Raw genomic sequence first — 17674 nt, forward strand, 5'->3', positions numbered from 1 at the left:
AGAAGATGAGCATGAGCAAGAACATCGCACGCCTGGCAGTAACCGCCGGCCTCACAGCAGCCCTGAGCTTCGGCGGCGTTATGGCCCCGGTGACCATGGCGTTTGCTGATGATGGCGACAACAGCATCACCATTACGCAGTCGGAGGGTAACGCATCCACTACGTTCAAGGCATATCAGATCTTTAAGGCCGATGTCGTAGATCCTACTGAGGAGGGGACGGCTGATAAGATCGTCTCCAACGTCAAGTGGGCAGACGACGTGGAGCCGAGTGTTCAGAATGCCATTATCGCGGCTATTGAAGCGGATTCGAAGTATGAGACTTCTAATCCTAAGCTGCCCAATAAGGCTACCGCCCAGGACGTGGCCGATTGGTTGACTAAGAACGTTACCGGTACTAATGCTGAGACTGCTGTTAATAAGGATCACCTTCTCAACAAGATTGCCGGTATTGTGAAAAGTGGCGTTACCGCTACGGGCAGTTCGTTCTTGGCAGGCAATAGTTTCACTGTGCCTAACGATGAGAATAATTCCCCCAAGACGGGTTACTACCTGTTCCTGACCGATGAATCTTCACTGAGCACTTCCGAAGCGGCAAAGAAGAACACGGGCACCTCGCCCATCTTCGCCGTTGTCGGCGGTAGCAGCGTGACCGTTACCGAGAAGACCAGCATTCCTACCGTTGAGAAGGAGGTCCTCGAGGGCGGTAACTGGGGAAAGGTAAGCGACTCGTATATTGGCGAGGAGGTCGAATATAAACTGACTGGCCACGTTGCTAGTAACATCGACACCTTCACCAAGTACGAATATACGTTCCAGGATCATCTTTCTGTTGGACTGGAGGCTATCAAGAGCTCCGTTGAGGTGAAAATTAACGGTCAAGTTATCCAGCCTGCAAATGGCTACACGGTAGACCTTGTGGACACTAAGAACGCTTCTGGGAACCTTACTGGCGGTCAAGACCTGACGATTTCCTTCTCCAATCTTAAGGATGCTGCAGCAGCTGCAGGCGTGACGCTTAGGGGCGACTCTAAGGTCGTTGTGACCTATAAAGCAAAACTGACCGATAAGGCTGAATACACTGCCACCGGCAACACCAATGATGTCAAACTCGTCTATTCGAATAACCCCATGGTTGAAGGTACTGGCACCTCCACGCCGGAGCGAGTTACTGACCATGTCTTCCGCCTGGATGTGACCAAGGTCGAAAAGGACAACCAGAATCAAAAACTTGAAGCTACCTTCCAAGTCAAAATGACCAAAGAGGGAGATACTTCGCTTAAGACTAATAGGTGGCTGACCCAAACTGGCGGCATTACCGAAAATGAGAAAGATGCCGGAAAATTCAAGACCGACAAGGAAACTGGCAAGATTTATATCCCTGGTCTTGTTGAGGGAACGTATGAGATTACCGAATGCAATACTCCTGCTGGTTACAACACCCTTGCTCCGTTTACCATTACGGTGAAGCCGAAGTACAACGCAGACGGTAGCCTGCAGAGTCTCGATGTAACGTCCAGCAATACCGAAATGGTTACTTCCAGTGCTACAAATGACGCGACCATTCCTGTCACCATCCAGAACAAGAAGGGCTCCGGCCTCCCGCTGACCGGTCTCAATGGCGTGACCTTCACTTGGATTGCTGGTGGCGCGGTGCTGTGCATCGGCGTGGCGCACCTCATCCGCAGCCGTAAGCAGGCTGAGGAGTCCGAGCAGGGGTAACGCTCGCTCACCCATCCCTTTGGCAGGTGGGATGTGATGGCCTTGAGACTTGCGGACACTTTTCTCGTCCATCCACGTTCTTGCTTTGCCATTCTCTTTTCGGGGCAGACTCCGCACTGGAGTCTGCCCCGTTTTTTTGGGACAACGCAGCCAGCCTCCACCGTCCGATGCGGGTACGTTCGTCATCGCGTTTCTTGACTCGTATGAGGTTCGGATTAAGGTCCGTAGGCGCACGCGCGGTGCGGACGGTAGAAGGCATTTGCGCCGCGCGTGCAAATTAAAATGCCCGTGGTTCGGAGTCCGGACATTTAACAACACCGGAAACTGCTCACTCGCGCTTTCGAACACTTACGCGGGGCGTGTCGTTTCCTGTAACGATTGTATCCCGAATCGCCCCGCCGATTCGGGACATTTGAAAACGCAAACACGTCGGGCAAACCCGGACAATGCGGCCAGGCTCCGCTGGACGAGGAACCGTGTGTGTAACTATCGAACAAATGTTTGCAATTATTGCGTTTAGCAGCTGCGGGTGCATGCACTCGCAGTAAAATACCCTTGCGACGCATCCCGTGCGCGGGCGGCCGACGACTCGATCGGAGGTCCCCAAATGCTGAAATTCCTTAACGCGCTCGCCGCCCTCGCGGCGGTGGGCTCGTTCGTCATCGCGTTTCTTGACTCGTATGAAGTTCGGTTTAAGGTCCGTAGGCGCACGCGCGGTGCGGACGGTAGAAGGCATTTGCGCCGCAACAAGCGCAAATAAGAATGCCCGGGGTTAGAGGCCCGGGCATTTAACAACACCGGAAACTGGTCGCCCGCGCTTTCGATCACTTACGCGGGGTGCGTCGTTTCCTGTAGCTATTGTATCCCGAATCTCCCCGCCGATTCGGGACATTTTGAAAACTCAAATGCTGGCTTATCCTCGACTGGACGGTGCGGTCTAGCTGTGTTGTCGGGCGGGGGAGCCTGCTAATCGGCTATTATTTGTTTAGACAACTTGAGCTGTAGAGGAGTGAACGGCGATGGTGCAGGGCGCCAAACATATGAAGAACAATAACGCCGCGGCCAACGGCGGCTCAAGCCCCCAGCCCAAACCTCAACCAAAGCCCAAGCGCCGTCGCAAGCGGCTGCCGCGCTGGGCCGACCGCCTCATCACCATCGTTATCATCCTTATTGGCGTGGGCCTAATGACCTGGCCGTGGATCTTGGACCGGCTCGAGGCCTCGGGCGTGTTCAACCAGATCAGCACCGTGTCCAGCACCGTGGACGCGCTGTCTGCCGAGGAGCGCGAGCGCATCCTGCTCCAGGCGCGCTCCTTTAACGAGCAGCTTGCCGGCGAGGCCACCGAGCTTCCCGCCGACCAGATCGAGCCCTACGCTCAGCAGCTCATCTTTGACCGCGACCCCATGATGAGCTGGGTCGAGATCCCCTCCATCGATGTGAGCATGCCCATCTACCACGGCACGAGCGAAGAAGTCCTTATGGCGGGCGTCGGCCACCTGGAAGGCACGAGCCTGCCGGTGGGCGGCACCTCGACGCACTGCGTGCTCACCGCGCACTCGGGCATGCGCAACCTGAGCATGTTCGACGACATCCATTCGCTGGAGCCCGGCGACCTGGTGCTGCTGCATACCATGAACAAGACGCTCGCCTACAAGATGGTGGACTCCGAGGTGGTGCTGCCCGAGGAGATGGAGTCACTGACCATCGAGCCCGGCGCCGACAAGGTGACGCTCGTCACCTGTACGCCCTACGGTGTGAACGACCATCGCCTGCTGGTGCATTGCGTGCGCACCAAGTACAACAAGAAGGACGTCGACAAGCAAAAGTCGCTGGCCGGCCGCCACTGGGGCAAGCGTGAGTTTGCCGTGCTTATCGTGGTCGTAGCCATTGTGCTGTTGCTGCTGGACATCGTGATCCACGCGGTCCGCAAGCGCCGCAAGGCCAAGGCCTCGGCATAAGACATTCTCCAGAACCACCACAATGGGGACAGGCATCTTTGTGGTGGTCGGGACTTCCAAACCATCACAACATTCGATGAAAATCGCGATTTTGGCGAAAAGCGTCGAATGTTGTGATGGTCTTCGTTGCGGACGGCGCGGTTTTCGCTATGGACGGTGCGGTTTTGCCGCAGAGCTGCCAGCCCGTCGCCCGCCAATCCGCCGCCCTCGTTACGTTTTCGCTGCATTTGGGTAAAGCACCTGCTCCAAGCGGCGTTGCCTTGTATACTAGAGCGGTTTATCTGTTATGCGGAAGGGAGCGCCTATGGCACTCAGCGAGAAAGACGTGCGCGGCATCGCCGAGTACGCAAAGATCGCACTGACCGATGACGAGCTCACCCAGATGACGTCCTACATGAACGACGCCGTCCAGATGCTCGAGCCCGTCCTGCAATATGACTTACCCGACGTGGAGCCCACATTCCATCCTATCGGAAGCCTGTCCAACGTGATGGGCGACGACCTACGCGAGCCCGAGCGCGACCTGCCGCTCGACGTTGCGCTGGAAAACGCCGGCAGCGCGCGCGACCGCTACTTCCGCGTGCCGTCCATTTTGGGAGAGGGGGAGAGCGAGTAATGGCTCAGAGCTTCGATTCCCTTACCGCCGCCCAGATCGCCGCAGGCGTTGCCGCCGGCGAATTTACCGCTACCGAGGTGGCCCAGGCCTCCCTTGCTGCCATTGAGGCGCGCGAGGGCGGGGTCCAGGCATTCCTGCAGGTGTCGCCCGAGCTTGCGCTCGAGGCCGCCGCGCGCGTGGACGCCGACCGTGCCGCAGGCAAGCCGCTGCCCCCGCTTGTGGGCGTGCCGCTGGCCATCAAGGACAACATGAATCTCGTGGGTACGCGCACTACCTGCGCTTCTCGCATGCTCGGGGACTACCAGAGCGTCTACACCGCTACCTGCGTCCAGCGCATGCTCGATGCCGGCTGCCTGCCCATGGGCAAGGCCAACATGGACGAGTTTGCCTTTGGCAGCTCCACCGAGAGCTCGGCGTTCCACCGCACCAACAACCCTTGGGATACCGAGCGCGTGCCCGGCGGCTCCTCGGGCGGCTCCGCTGCCGCCGTCGCCGCGGGCGAGGTCGCGCTCTCGCTGGGCTCGGATACCGGCGGCTCCATTCGCCAGCCGGCGTCGCTGTGCGGCGTGGTGGGCTTTAAGCCCACGTATGGTGCCGTGAGTCGTTACGGCGTGGTTGCCTTTGGCTCGTCGCTCGACCAGGTGGGCCCCTTTGGCCGCACGGTCGAGGACGTCGCGCTGGCCATGAACGCGCTTACCGGCGCGGGCCACGATCCGTACGACTGCACCAGCCAGGATTGCGCCGTCGACTTTACCGAGCATCTCAACGACAGCATCGAGGGCAAGCGCGTGGGCATCATCCCCGCATTTATGGAGGCCGAGGGCCTGACGCCCGAGGTCAAGGCCGCCGTTCAGCGCGCCGCCCAGGAGCTGCAGAACCAGGGCGCCGAGCTGGTCGAGGTCGACCTGCCGCACCTGGATGCCGCCATCGCCGCCTACTACGTCATCGGCCCGGCCGAGGCGTTCTCCAACCTGGCCCGCTTCGATGGCATTCGCTACGGCTACCAGGAGGAGGGCTGCGCCAACCTGTCCGACCAGAGCTCGCTGTCGCGCGCCCACGGCTTTGGCGCCGAGGCCAAGCGCCGTCAGATGCTCGGCGCCTACCTGCTGAGCTCGGGCGTGTACGACAAGTACTACTACGCCGCGCAAAAGGCCCGCACGCTCATCACGCAGGACTACGACGCCGCGTATGCCAAGGTGGACACCATCCTCATGCCCGCCTCGCCGCGCACGGCCTTTAAGTTTGGCGAGATCAGCGACCCCACGCAGATGTACCTCTCCGACCTGTACACCATTTCGCTCAACATTTGCGGCAACGGCGGTATCTCGGTGCCGCTGGGCCTGGGCGAGGATACTCATCTGCCCGTTTCTGCCCAGCTGGTGGGTCCGGCCTTTAAGGACCGTCAGCTGCTCACGTTTGCCCGCGCCTTGGAGCGCGGCTTTGCCGATGCCGCCACGGGTGCGCCCGCGCTTTCCGTCGCGCCCGATTTTGCCGGGAAGGGAGGCGAGCTGTAATGAAGGAGCTTTCCGAGGTCCTGCAGGATTGGGAGGCCGTGATCGGCCTGGAGATCCATACCGAGCTCACCGCACTCGATACCAAGATGTTCTGCAACTGCAAGCTTAGCCACGATGACGAGCCCAACGCCAACGTGTGCCCGGTGTGCCTGGGCCTGCCCGGTGCGCTGCCGGTGCCCAACAAGCGCGCCATCGAGAGCATCGTCAAGGCCGGTCTCGCCACCAACTGCGAGATCCAGCGCCACTCGATGTTCTACCGCAAGCACTACTTCTATCCCGATATGGCCAAGAACTTCCAGACTACGCAGGGTCCGGTCGCCTTTGCCATGTACGGTCACCTCGATCTGGATGTGACCGGTCGCGGTGCCGCCGAGCGCCCCGATTGCGCGTTTGGCGAGGCCGAGGCCCAGAGTCTGGCGAGCGCTTCGGCCAACGCCGAGGGCTTGTCCACGTCCATGACGTCGACCATGCGCGAGGGCAACCAGCGATCCGGTCACCTGGCCAGCTATGACGCGTCCAACCTGCAGATGCCCGAGCGCCGCGAGGACGGTTCCTACACGGTGCCCATTCGCATCCTGCGCATCCACATGGAGGAGGACGCCGCCAAGATGGTGCACGTGGGCGGCGCCGAGGGCCGCATTACCGCCGCGGCCGAGTCGCTCGTCGACTACAACCGCTGCGGCACGCCGCTGATTGAGCTCGTCACCGAGCCCGATCTGCGCACGCCCGAGGAAGCGCGCCTGTTTATGGAGAAGCTCCGTCGCATCTTTGTGACGCTGGGCATTTCGGACTGCTCCATGGAGAAGGGTTCCATGCGCTGCGACGGCAACGTGTCGCTGCGCCGCCGCGGCGAGACCAAGCTGGGCACCAAGACCGAGCTCAAGAACCTCAACTCGTTTAAGAGCCTGCACGACGGCCTTGCCTACGAGATTTGCCGTCAGGCCGAGGTGCTCGAGGAGGGCGGCATCATCTATCAGGAGACCCGCCACTGGGAGCCCAGCCGCAAGCGCACCGTGGTCATGCGTGTGAAGGAAACGGCCGACGACTATCGTCTGTTCCCCGATCCCGACTTGGCGCCGTTCGACCTGGACGACGAGTTTATCGATCGTTGCCGTGGCGAGATCCCCGAGCTGCCCGATGCCAAGCGCGCTCGTTTTGAGGCCGACTTTGGCATTAAGACGGCCGACGCCGAGCAGATTGCCGGCGACCCGGAGTTTGCCGAGTTCTTTGAGGCCGCCGCTGCCGGTATGGCTGGCAAGGAGGCCCAGACGGTCGCAAACCTGCTGGTCAACGAGATGATCGCCTACCTTAAGGGAGCGGGTGTGTCGCTCGCCGAGTCCGGCATCGCGCCGGCTCAGGTGGCAGCGCTGGCTAAGCTGCTGGCGACCGACGCCATCAGCTCCAACCAGGCGCACGAGGTCTTTGAGGCCATGGCCCAGACCGGCGACGACCCCAATAAGATCGTCGACGAGCGCGGTATGCGTCAGGTGAGCGATGCCGGCGCGCTGCAGCCGATCGTGGACGAGGTGCTGGCAAACTGTGCCGATCAGGCACAGCAGTATCGTGACGGCAACCAGAAGGTCATCGGCTTTTTGGTGGGCCAGTGCATGAAGGCGAGCCGCGGCAAGGGCAACCCGAAGCTCTTCAACGAGTTGCTGAGAACGTCGCTCTCGTAGCTGCGAGGCCGGGGAAGCCCCGAGTCGCCGGGGTATTTCCTCCAAATTTCAAACAGTCCTATGCAAGACGAAGGCCACATTTAGTGGCCTTCTTTGCATGCGGAACTCATTTGGAGGAAATACCCCGGCGACTCGGGGCTTCCCCGGCCAGACGACTCGGCCGTTCGGGTCAGGTGGGCTGGATTGAATTTGGTGAATGAGGGCGCCGATGGCGCCCTCATTCTTTATATATGTTGGGAGCGCCAAGCGGTGGGGGTGGTGCCGGTGTGTTGCTTGAAGGCTTGGGCGAAGGCGGCCTGCTGAGGGTAGCCTAGACGCTCTGCCACCTGCGCTATCGTCAGCGAGCTGTCGGCCAAAAGGTCCTGTGCTCGCTTCATACGGCGTCTGCGGATGTAGGCGCCCAGGGACTCGCCAGTTTGGGCCTTAAAGGTGGCGCATAGCTTGGAGCGGCTTGTGTAGAGCCTCTCGGCCACTTCGTTGACACCCACACGCCTGCCTTTGTCGAGCGCGCACTCAATCATCGCCGTCGCTTCCTCGGCAATGGTCACGCTGGCGCGTGTGTCTGCCGCCTGCTGCGCCTGCTTGTGGGCCGCGCGCGAACAGGCGAGCTCCGCGACCATGGTCTCCACGATGCCTTGCATATAGACGTGTCCGCCTACGGCGCGAGCGCGGTCCTCGTTGATTCGACGTAGTGTGTGGCAGATGGCAGATGCTGCCTCCTCGTGCCACGACTCGGCAAACGCCTCAAAGACCCCCGCGAACTCGGCGGGATAGCGATGCTCCAACTCGTCAAAATAACCGGGCAAAAAGAGGACCGAGCGCGAGTGGTAGAGCTGCCCTGCAAACAGCGGGCTTAGCTCCTCGCCGCAGCTGTCTTGGATAAAGCTGCAGACTGCGCTGCTCGGCCACGGCCCACGCAGCGGCTTGAGGTTCGCAGGCGTTATGCCGGCTTCGGGCATGCACATGAGCGTGGGCGCGCTGACCTCGCTCACGCACGCGTACGGTTCGGGCGTGTATTCGGCTAGGTGCATGTTGTGCATCGGGGTAATGAAATGCTCCATGACGATGCAAGTGGGGGAGAGGGGCATGATCCATGCGCGTCCGTGCGCCCGATCGTTTGCCACCTCACCGGTAAAGACGGCGCCCTTGCCGGAAAGTTGCAGGCCAAACTGCTCAAACTGCGGTGCGTAGAGCTCGGTTATATCGGTTGCTGCCCGCCGCATTTTCAAAAGCGTCCCCTTCCTTTGCGGAAACGTCCATGCCTGGCTCAATTGTGTGCCTCGGCTAACACGCCAATGATAAGTTTCTTACGGTTAACTCTCAAGCCGTTAGAAAGGAATCTCATGGCAAAGGGATCAAAAAAGGAAGGTGGCGGCATCGGCGAGCTGCTTGCATATGCCGGTGACCGTAAATTCCTAACGTATTTGGGCATGGCCCTCTCGGCGTTCTCGCAGCTGCTGGGCTTTGGCCCGTACGTCTGCATCTGGTTTGTTGCGCGAGATCTTATCGCCGTGGCGCCCAACTGGAGCGAGGCCACCGACATCGCGATGTATGGTTGGTGGGCTGTGGGCTTTGCCCTGGCGAGCATTGTGGTTTATTTCGTGGGACTCATGTGCACGCACCTGTCCGCGTTTCGCTGCGCGTCCAATATCCGCAAGGCTACGAGCGAGCATCTGCTTAAGCTGCCGCTCGGCTACTTTGACACGCACGCCACCGGTGAGCTGCGCCGTATCGTCGACGGCTGCGCCGCCTCCACCGAGACGCTGCTCGCGCACATGCTGCCCGATATCGCCGGTGCCACCGCCATGGTCGTGGGCCTGCTTGTGCTGCTATTTGCCCTCGATTGGCGTTTGGGTGCGGCATGCTTAATCTCGGTCGTCGTTTCGTTTTGTGCCATGGCCACCATGATGAGCGGCAAGGGCGCCGAGTTTATGAAGGCTTACATGGGCGCGCTGGTCAAGATGAACAAGACCGGCACCGAATACGTACGCGGCATCCCCGTGGTCAAGGTATTCCAGCAGACGGTCTACTCCTTTAAGGCTTTCCACGATGCAATCGCCGAATACGCCGATATGGCGCAAAACTATGCGGGTACGTTTTGCCGGGGTCCGCAGGTGCTCAACCTTACCGCGCTCAACGGCCTTGTGGCATTTCTTTTGCCTGTGGCGCTGCTGCTGGCGCCGGGCGAGACGGCCTTCGCGCACTTTATGGTCAATTTTACGTTTTACGCGATCTTTTCGGCCGTGGTGCCGACGGCCATGACCAAGCTCATGTTTGTGGGCGAGGCCTCTCAGATGAGTGCCGATTCGCTGGCTCGTATTCGAAGCGTCATGGGTTCCAAACAGCTCTCCGTGCCTGCCCAGCCCAAGCACTCCGCCGGTAGCGATGTGCGCTTTGAGGACGTGAGCTTTACCTACGAAGGTGCCGAAGCACCTGCCGTTAGCCATGTGAGCTTTAACGTTTCCGCGGGTAGCACCCTCGCCCTGGTGGGTCCCTCGGGCGGCGGTAAGTCAACCTGCGCCAGCCTGATCCCGCGTTTTTGGGATGTTTCTTCGGGTCGAGTGCTCGTAGGCGGTGTGGACGTTCGCGACATGGACCCGCACGAGCTTATGGACCAGGTTGCCTTCGTGTTCCAGACCAACCAGCTGTTCCGGCAAACACTTGCCGATAACGTGCGTGCCTCCAAGCCCACGGCCACTGACGACGAAGTGCGTGCGGCCCTCTCCGCAGCTCAGTGCGACGACATTGTGGCCAAGCTCCCGCAGGGTATTAACACCATGCTCGGTGCTGGAGGGGCATATCTTTCGGGCGGCGAGGTGCAGCGCGTAGCACTCGCCCGCGCGATCCTTAAAGACGCGCCTATCGTGGTGCTCGATGAGGCCACGGCGTTTGCCGACCCCGAGAACGAGGCGCTCATCCAGCGTGCCTTTAGCAAGCTGGCGGCGGGTCGCACAGTCATTATGATCGCGCACCGGCTTTCGACCGTGGTGGGGGCCGACAAGATCGTGGTGCTCAACCAAGGTAGCGTGCAGGAGACTGGCACCCATGCCAAGCTGCTGTCCCAAAACGGTCTATACGCCAAGATGTGGGCCGAATACGAACAGACCGCGAGCTGGAAGATCACTGCTGCCGCGGATGCCGCCGTCACGAAGGGAGGCGAGGCCTAAATGTTCGCCTCATTCCAAAAGAAGTATTTCCTATCCGATAAAGGCGTCGCCGGCGTAAAACGCGGCATTTTCTGGACCGCGCTCACCAATCTCATTACCATGGCCGGCATGGGCTTATTGTTCCTGGTCATGGCCGGTTTTGTCGAACATCTCGCCACCGGTGCCGACCTGCCGGATGCCCTGCCGATTGTGGGCGGCCTCCTGGTCTTTTTCGTGTTGCTCTTTGCCTCTAACTGGCAGCAGTATTACTACACCTACTGCATCTTTTACGAGGAGTGCGGCAAGCAGCGTATGGAGATCGCCGAGCGCTTGCGCAAGCTGCCGCTGTCGTTTTTTGGCCGTCGTGATCTGGCCGATTTAACCGAGACCATCATGGGCGACGTCCAGGCCATGGAGCACGCCTACAGCCACGTGCTGGGAGAGCTTTGGGGTGCCATCATCGCAAGTGCCATCGTGTTCGTGGCGTCACTGTTCTTTTGCTGGCAGCTGGCGATTGCGGCGTTTTGGAGCGTGCCCGTGGCCTTTGTCGTGCTGTATCTGACACGCGGGCCCATGACCCCGGTGTTCGACCATGTGCGCGCCGAGAAGGTCAAGGTCACCGAGGCGATCCAGGAGACGCTCGACTGCGTGCGCGAGATCCGCGCCACCAACCAGGAGGCCCATTATCTTGAGGGGCTCAACGCCGTGATCGATGCCGAGGAGCGCGAGACCACCAAAGGCGAGCTCGCCAACGGGCTTTTGGTCAACTCCGCCTTTGCCATCCTGCGCCTGGGGATTGCCACCACGTTGGTCACGGGCGCTGCGATGGTCGCCTCCGGCCGGGTCGACTTTTTGGTGATGTTTGCCTTCCTGCTCATGGTGAGCCGCATCTATGCGCCCTTCGATCAGGCACTGATGCTGATGTCCGAGCTGTTTGCCGCCGAGTCGTCGGCCAAGCGCATGCGCTCCATCATGGAAGAGCCCGTGGCGCGGGGCAGCGAGCAGTTTGAGCCCGTAGGTCATGACGTGGTGTTCGATCACGTGGCATTTGGTTATGGTGCGGGCGAGGACGGCCGCTCCGGCGAGAAAGTTCTTACCGATGTGAGCTTTGCCGCCAAAGAAGGGGAGGTCACGGCACTGGTCGGTCCTTCGGGTTCCGGTAAGTCCACGGTGAGCCGCCTGGCCGCGCGCTTTTGGGACGCCACCGAAGGCACGGTCACCGTGGGCGGCGTGGATGTTGCGAGCGTGGATCCCGAGGTGTTGCTGCGCGACTACGCCATTGTGTTCCAAGACGTGCTGCTCTTTGACGACACGGTGATGGGAAACATCCGTCTTGGTCGTCGCGATGCCACCGATGAGGAAGTGCTTGCTGCCGCGCGTGCCGCCAACTGCGACGAGTTTGTGAGCCGCATGCCGCAGGGCTATGACACCATGATCGGCGAGAACGGCTCCAAGCTGTCCAGCGGTGAGCGCCAGCGCATCTCTATCGCCCGCGCGCTGCTCAAAGACGCGCCGATCGTGTTGCTGGACGAGGCGACGGCGAGTTTAGATGTGGAGAACGAGACCGTGGTGCAGCAGGCGCTCTCCCGCCTGCTCGCAGGCAAGACGGTTATCGTTATTGCCCACCGTATGCGTACGGTGGAAAATGCCGACAAAATCGTTGTACTCAAGGATGGTGTGGTTGCCGAGCAGGGCACTCCGGCGCAGCTCAAGGCGGCAGGTGGAGAATTCGCCCGCATGGTGGCGCTGCAAAAGGAAGCAGCTACCTGGCAGTTGTAAGAAGGGGCAAAGGGACAGTCCCTTTCTCACATTGACAATCGGTTACTCCGCATCGTTAATTTTCAAAAGGTTAGCCATGGCTGACCTAGATAGTTAGATAAAATTGAGATATTTCAAAAGCGTGCTCGAGCAAACTTGTTTACTCGGGTGCTGAAGCACCATGCCGCGTCCAATGCGGCAAAAGGGAGAAGCAACATGAAGAAGTCGACGTTCAATACCCTGCTTGTCGGTGGCGGTTTTCTGCTTGGCACGGCCGGCATCAAGCTGCTTACCAGCGCTCCGGTCAAGAATGCCTGCGTTCAGGGCATTGCGTGCGGCATGCGCATCAAGAACGGCTACCAGGACATGGTCGAGCAGGCCAAGGCTAATGTTGACGACATGGTTGCCGAGGCTGCTTACATCACCCAGAGCGAGGCCGCTGCTGACGAGGCAGCCGAGTAACGCTCCCAGGCACAAACTATGAGATTCTCGATTATTAGCGAGATCCCCGGCAGGACCCGTCTTCAATTGGCGGGTCCTGTGCCAGAGAGCGATCTCGATGCACTTCTTAAGCTCAGCGGCGATATCGACGGCGTGCACAAGGTGCGCGTGTATGGCCGCATTGGCCAGATGGCGCTGGAGTACGACGAGCCGCGCCGCGCGAGCGTGCTCGACGCCTTGGGCGCACTCGATGCTCAAGCTATCGCCGATGCCAAGTCGGGCTACGTGATGCAACTCGAGCCGCGCAAGCACAAACTCGTTATGGACCTGGCGACACTCGTCGGCGCCCATTACGCACGTCGCTGGTTCCTGCCGACGCCTCTACGTGCGGTGTTTGTCGTGGCCGGTTACATGGCATTTTTGCGCGCTGCCCTTCATGAGCTGGCGCAGCCACGCCTGACCGTTCCTGTGCTCGACGCTTCGGCCATCGGCATTTCGTTCGTCAAGCGTGATGTTGACACCGCGGGCCAGACAATGTTCCTGCTCAACGTGGGCGAGCTGCTCGAGGACTACACCCGCGCCATGAGCGAAAACGAGCTCATCAACTCGCTGCTCGATGTGCCCGACAAGGCGCAAAAGATCGTCGGCGACACCGAGGTAAGCGTTGCCGCGACCGAGCTCGAGCCCGGCGATCTGGTCGCCGTGCGCACCGGCATGTCCATTTGCATCGACGGTGTTGTCGAGCAGGGGAGCGCCATGGTCAACCAGGCGACCCTGACCGGCGAGCCGCTTGCCGTCGAGCGCAGCGTGGGCGACGACGTGTTCGCCGGCACCGTCGTGGAGGACGGCAGTATCCTGGTGCGCGTGCGCGCCAACACGGCACAGACCAAGCTGCGCTCGATTGTCTCACTCGTGCAGACGGCCGACTCGCTCAAGTCCGAGGGCCAGTCGCACATGGAAGACCTCGCCAACAAGATCGTCCCGTGGAACTTCCTGCTCGCGGGCCTTGTCGCTCTCACCACGCGTAGCCTCATTAAGACCTCGGCGGCGCTGATGGTCGACTACTCGTGCGCACTCAAGCTCACGGGTTCCGTCGCCGTCATGACTGCCATGAGCGATGCTGCCAAGATGGGCGTCATGGTCAAGGGCGCGAAGTACTTTGAGTCGTTTGCCAAGGCCGACACCATTGTGTTTGATAAGACCGGCACGCTCACCGAGGCGCAGCCGCGTCTTGCCTGCGTGCTCACCACCGACGGCTGGAGCGAGGACGAGGTCCTGCGCCTTTCTGCTTGCTTGGAGGAGCATTTCCCGCATCCGGTGGCGCGCGCCGTCGTCAACGCTGCTCGCGAGCGTGGGCTCGAGCACCGCGAGCGCCATGCCGCCGTCGAGTACATCGTGGCGCACGGCATCGCTTCCTCCATCGAAGGGCGTCGCGCGATTATCGGTTCGGCACACTTTGTGTTTGAGGATGAGGGCGCGCAGCTCGATTCCGACATTAAGGAGCGCATTGAGTCCCAGATGCAGGGCCTGTCGCCGCTGTATCTGGCGGTCGACGGCAAGGTCGTCGGCGTGCTCGGCATCGAGGATCCGCTCAAGCCCGGCGTCCGTGAGGCCATCGCCGACCTACATGCGCTGGGCGTCAAGCATGTCGTTATGCTCACGGGCGATTCGGAGCGCACGGCCGAGCGCATTGCGCGCGAGGCGGGTGTCGACGAGTTTAAGGCCGAGCTGCTGCCCGAGGACAAGTACGCCTATGTGGAGCGCATTAAGGGTGAGGGGCGCCACGTTGCCATGGTGGGCGACGGCGTCAACGATTCGCCGGCACTCGGTTTGGCCGACGTGGGGCTGGCAATGGGTGGCGGAAGCGACATCGCCAAGGAGGTCGCCGATATCATCCTGACCGACACGGATCTGGCCGCGATCGTGCGTTTGCGCCGCATGAGCCAGGGCCTCATTGATCGTCTGACGAGCTCCTACTCTAAGGTGATGCTTACCAACTCAGCGCTCCTGGCGCTGGGCATTACCGGCGCGATTACCCCGCAGACGTCGTCGCTGCTGCACAACGGCTCGACGATTGCCTACAGTCTGAGCAACGCGAAGGCTTACCTGCGTTAGCAGACGTGTTCGCCCACGTTATCTGGCCTGCGCCCAGACGGCATTTGTGTCGTCTGGGCGCAGGCCTTTTGCGTTTGACCAAGTGCTAGCTTCTCTATATAGTGGTGCTAGCATGGCTAGCAATTGAAGGGAGCGGGTCAACGTGGGTGCTGTTAGCGGCATGGCGCAGGTGAACGTTCGCGTGGATCGCCAGGTCAAGGACCATGCGGAGGAAGCGTTGCGGCTTTCGGGCGGGTCACTGCCCGAGCTCATCAAAAAGGTGGTGGCCAAGGTCGCGCAGGGCGGCGGGCAGTGCGAGGAAGTGCTTGCGGCCATCGGCGACCGGCGGCAGACCGTCGCGTCCGATACTCCGTTCGCCGCATCATGGGCGGTGGCAGACCGGCTTTATGCAGATCTGGGCATCGCTACGTCGCCCGTATCCGACGATCGCGATTGGGACACAATCTATTCCGAAGCCATGGACGAGCGCTATCGCCAAAAGGGGATGATCCTGTGAGCGGAGCCCCTCTTAAGATCATGGTGGATGCCAACGTTTGGGTCGATTCGTTTTGCGCCGACCATGCCGAGTCGCTCGCTGCTCGTGCCTTTATTGGGCAGGCGGCGGAGGCAGGGGCATTGATGTTCTTTCCGGTGCATATCGCCAAGGACGTGCTGTACGTTGTCCAACACGAGCTGAAGCGTAGCGTTCTTGCCAGTGGGGGAGCGCTCGACGAGGCATCTGCCCGTGCAATTGGCGATGCGGCGCTGGCGTTTGTTCGGAACATGACCGAAAACGCCACGGCCGTGGGTGCAGATGCGTCGGACCTTTGGCTGGCCGACAAATACTTAGCGCTCCATCGCGATTACGAGGACAACTTGGTACTCGCCGCATGCAAACGCGCGCAGGTCGATTACTTGGTGACCAACGATCGCAAGCTGCTCGAACATGCCGATCTTGCAGCAAAGACCCCGCGCCAAATGATGCCGATTCTTGCTTTGGCCAAACGCGGCAGCGCGGTTATCGGTTGACGCGAACTGTTTGCGGGCCCCTTGGACGACGATGCGCCAAGGGGCCCGCGTCTGCTATTTACAAAAGCTCGGCCTTGATGGCGGGACTTTCTGCGAGCTGCTCGGCTGCCTTTTCGTCGGAGCTGTCGAGTGCTGCCAGACTGCGGTAGACCCACTCGTTGACCTGGGTGTTCTTGACGCCTGCGGTCTGCATAAGGGCGCCTACCCCGCGGATTGCTGCGAGCAGATCGGCTTTGGGACCCGCGAGCTCGACCTCGATGCCGTGGTAGGCGGCCACGCCGCGGTTCTCACTCACGTGGTCGATAAAGCCCTCGACGGTCTCAAGCTGCTGGGCGAGTGCTGCATCATCGTCAGCGTCCAGCGCAACAAGGGCGTTCGAAACCGTGAGGGCGGGATGTCCGCAGGGGACAAAGCCTTCGATGACATCCATAGCTTCGGTAATGGTTGAGCCCAGGCCTGCGAGGGCATTGACGAGTTGCTGCTTGGTATCCATAACGGTCCTTTCGACGGGTCAATTTTGCTTGGCGAAAATATACGTGACGCGATCGGTAACAAAAGTGCGAAGTATGGTGCACATTAGGGTCTTCACAGCTCGTGCATAGAACAGCTGTCCGCTTTCAGAACGTGGTAAGATAACACTCCACAAGCGGGGCTTGCCCTGCATGTTCCTTGAAAAGTCGACGGGTGTTGGGTACTCGTGCCCAATGCCATCCAGACTTTCCCAACATTCGGGGGCGACTGGTTTCGACACGATAGCTCTGAGAGAGGAAGCAAGCCGAGGTCTCCTCGCCTCGTTAAACAGGGGTACCGTCAAATTGAATTGACAACAACTCTTCTTTTGAGCCTATGGCTCTCGCTGCTTAATTTATAGCGGCGCGTCAACCCGGTGATTTCCCCGACACCGGCGCGACGTCATGTTAGGGGAATGCCCCTGCGCACGTAATCGGTATGGCGCGGGCTAAGACCGAACCGGTTAGGACGCCGCGAGCGTGTCGCTGCGCGCAAAGCGTCCGAGACTAAACCAGCGACTGAGCTTGGAGATGCCAATCAGGGGGCTTTCGTGGACCGGAGTTCGATTCTCCGCGCCTCCACCATAAGTAACAGGCAGGTAGATACTCATATCTACCTGCCTTTTTATTTCTTGTCCGCACCGCGGAGAATCGAACTCTGTGCAGGGCGCGGGCGTAAAGAAAACGCGTAAGCGTTTTTAGCCCGCGGGCGAGGACGCCGGCAGGCGGCCGAAGCCGGTGCGGATTTGCGAAGCAAATACGCGGATTCTCCGCGCAAAGCCCCAGCCAAAACAGATGTGCTGCCGACGGCATTTCTGCTGGCTGTGCCCCGCGCCGACAGATCCCCTTCATCCGCGGAGAATCGAACTCTGTTTAGGGCGCGGACGTTAAGCAAACGCTACGGCAACGCAGGGTGGGACACGCTTTCCTAACGGCGGCCCAGGCGGAAAATCCATCCCGGAATTCCGGCTCAGACTGGGGTGCAGTTTCCGGATGACGCCTCAAGCGGAAACTGCATCCCGGAATCTTCATTCGGAATGGGATGCAATTTCCAAATGAATGGCTAGCGGAAAGTATATCCCGGAATCCGCGCTCAGAACGGGTCGCGCTTTCCCAACGGCGGTCCAAGCGGAAAGCGCATCCCGTAATCCCGCCTCAAACTGGGACGCACTTTCCGCTGCACCTGCCGCCTCGAAAAACCTGCGCGCCCTC

Annotated in this window: 13 protein-coding genes and 1 other RNA gene; 12 read left to right on the forward strand and 2 right to left on the reverse strand. The window is 60.3% G+C overall.

Features of this window, described 5'->3' with window-relative positions; genetic code table 11:
* Positions 1-11 precede the first annotated feature (11 nt).
* The 5 genes from DW003_RS03560 to gatB all read left to right on the forward strand — a co-directional run bounded on the left by DW003_RS03560 (position 12) and on the right by gatB (position 7485).
* Positions 12-1721, forward strand: coding sequence for an isopeptide-forming domain-containing fimbrial protein (locus DW003_RS03560; RefSeq protein ID WP_158573180.1), 1710 nt, complete (start codon positions 12-14; stop codon positions 1719-1721).
* A 1040-nt stretch (positions 1722-2761) separates the two neighbouring features.
* Positions 2762-3679: a class C sortase gene (locus DW003_RS03570; RefSeq protein ID WP_158573181.1), complete on the forward strand. Its 918-nt coding sequence runs from the start codon at positions 2762-2764 to the stop codon at positions 3677-3679.
* A gap of 304 nt (positions 3680-3983) precedes the next feature.
* Positions 3984-4295, forward strand: coding sequence for an Asp-tRNA(Asn)/Glu-tRNA(Gln) amidotransferase subunit GatC (gene gatC, locus DW003_RS03575; RefSeq protein ID WP_055250987.1), 312 nt, complete (start codon positions 3984-3986; stop codon positions 4293-4295).
* A complete protein-coding gene (gene gatA, locus DW003_RS03580) occupies positions 4295-5809 on the forward strand; it encodes an Asp-tRNA(Asn)/Glu-tRNA(Gln) amidotransferase subunit GatA (RefSeq protein WP_118387579.1) in 1515 nt (504 codons plus the stop codon). The genes gatC and gatA overlap by 1 nt, the downstream gene beginning before the upstream one ends.
* A complete protein-coding gene (gene gatB, locus DW003_RS03585; RefSeq protein ID WP_118387581.1) occupies positions 5809-7485 on the forward strand; it encodes an Asp-tRNA(Asn)/Glu-tRNA(Gln) amidotransferase subunit GatB in 1677 nt (558 codons plus the stop codon). The genes gatA and gatB overlap by 1 nt, the downstream gene beginning before the upstream one ends.
* 224 nt (positions 7486-7709) lie before the next feature.
* Here the strand turns inward: gatB and DW003_RS03590 are convergent, their stop codons facing one another.
* Positions 7710-8708 (reverse strand): AraC family transcriptional regulator, encoded by a 999-nt coding sequence (locus DW003_RS03590; protein ID WP_118387583.1) that lies wholly within the window; start codon positions 8706-8708, stop codon positions 7710-7712.
* Between the two features lie 120 nt (positions 8709-8828).
* Here DW003_RS03590 and DW003_RS03595 point away from each other — a divergent pair, with 120 nt between their 5' ends.
* The 6 genes from DW003_RS03595 (at position 8829) to DW003_RS03615 (ending at position 15953) form a co-directional block, all read left to right on the forward strand.
* Positions 8829-10652: an ABC transporter ATP-binding protein gene (locus DW003_RS03595; protein ID WP_187361887.1), complete on the forward strand. Its 1824-nt coding sequence runs from the start codon at positions 8829-8831 to the stop codon at positions 10650-10652.
* On the forward strand, positions 10653-12410 hold the full coding sequence (locus DW003_RS03600; RefSeq protein ID WP_118387585.1) for an ABC transporter ATP-binding protein: 1758 nt from the start codon (positions 10653-10655) through the stop codon (positions 12408-12410).
* A gap of 195 nt (positions 12411-12605) precedes the next feature.
* A complete protein-coding gene (locus DW003_RS03605; RefSeq protein ID WP_055250999.1) occupies positions 12606-12851 on the forward strand; it encodes a DUF6110 family protein in 246 nt (81 codons plus the stop codon).
* A 78-nt stretch (positions 12852-12929) separates the two neighbouring features.
* A complete protein-coding gene (locus DW003_RS03610) occupies positions 12930-14945 on the forward strand; it encodes a heavy metal translocating P-type ATPase (protein ID WP_233545480.1) in 2016 nt (671 codons plus the stop codon).
* A 142-nt stretch (positions 14946-15087) separates the two neighbouring features.
* The gene (locus DW003_RS09915) at positions 15088-15441 is read left to right on the forward strand and encodes a hypothetical protein (RefSeq protein WP_158573182.1); all 354 of its coding nucleotides are present in this window, start codon (positions 15088-15090) and stop codon (positions 15439-15441) included.
* Positions 15438-15953, forward strand: coding sequence for a PIN domain-containing protein (locus DW003_RS03615; RefSeq protein ID WP_158568512.1), 516 nt, complete (start codon positions 15438-15440; stop codon positions 15951-15953). Before DW003_RS09915 ends, DW003_RS03615 begins: the two co-directional genes overlap by 4 nt.
* A gap of 58 nt (positions 15954-16011) precedes the next feature.
* Here the strand turns inward: DW003_RS03615 and DW003_RS03620 are convergent, their stop codons facing one another.
* Entirely contained in the window at positions 16012-16446 is a 435-nt protein-coding gene (locus tag DW003_RS03620; RefSeq protein WP_118387591.1) for a hypothetical protein, read from the reverse strand.
* A 237-nt stretch (positions 16447-16683) separates the two neighbouring features.
* Here DW003_RS03620 and ssrA point away from each other — a divergent pair.
* Positions 16684-17047, forward strand: a transfer-messenger RNA (tmRNA) gene (gene ssrA, locus DW003_RS03625).
* The last annotated feature ends 627 nt before the right edge of the window (positions 17048-17674 follow it).

Source organism: Collinsella sp. AF36-3AT, from assembly GCF_003475205.1.
Taxonomy (GTDB): domain Bacteria; phylum Actinomycetota; class Coriobacteriia; order Coriobacteriales; family Coriobacteriaceae; genus Collinsella; species Collinsella aerofaciens_AF.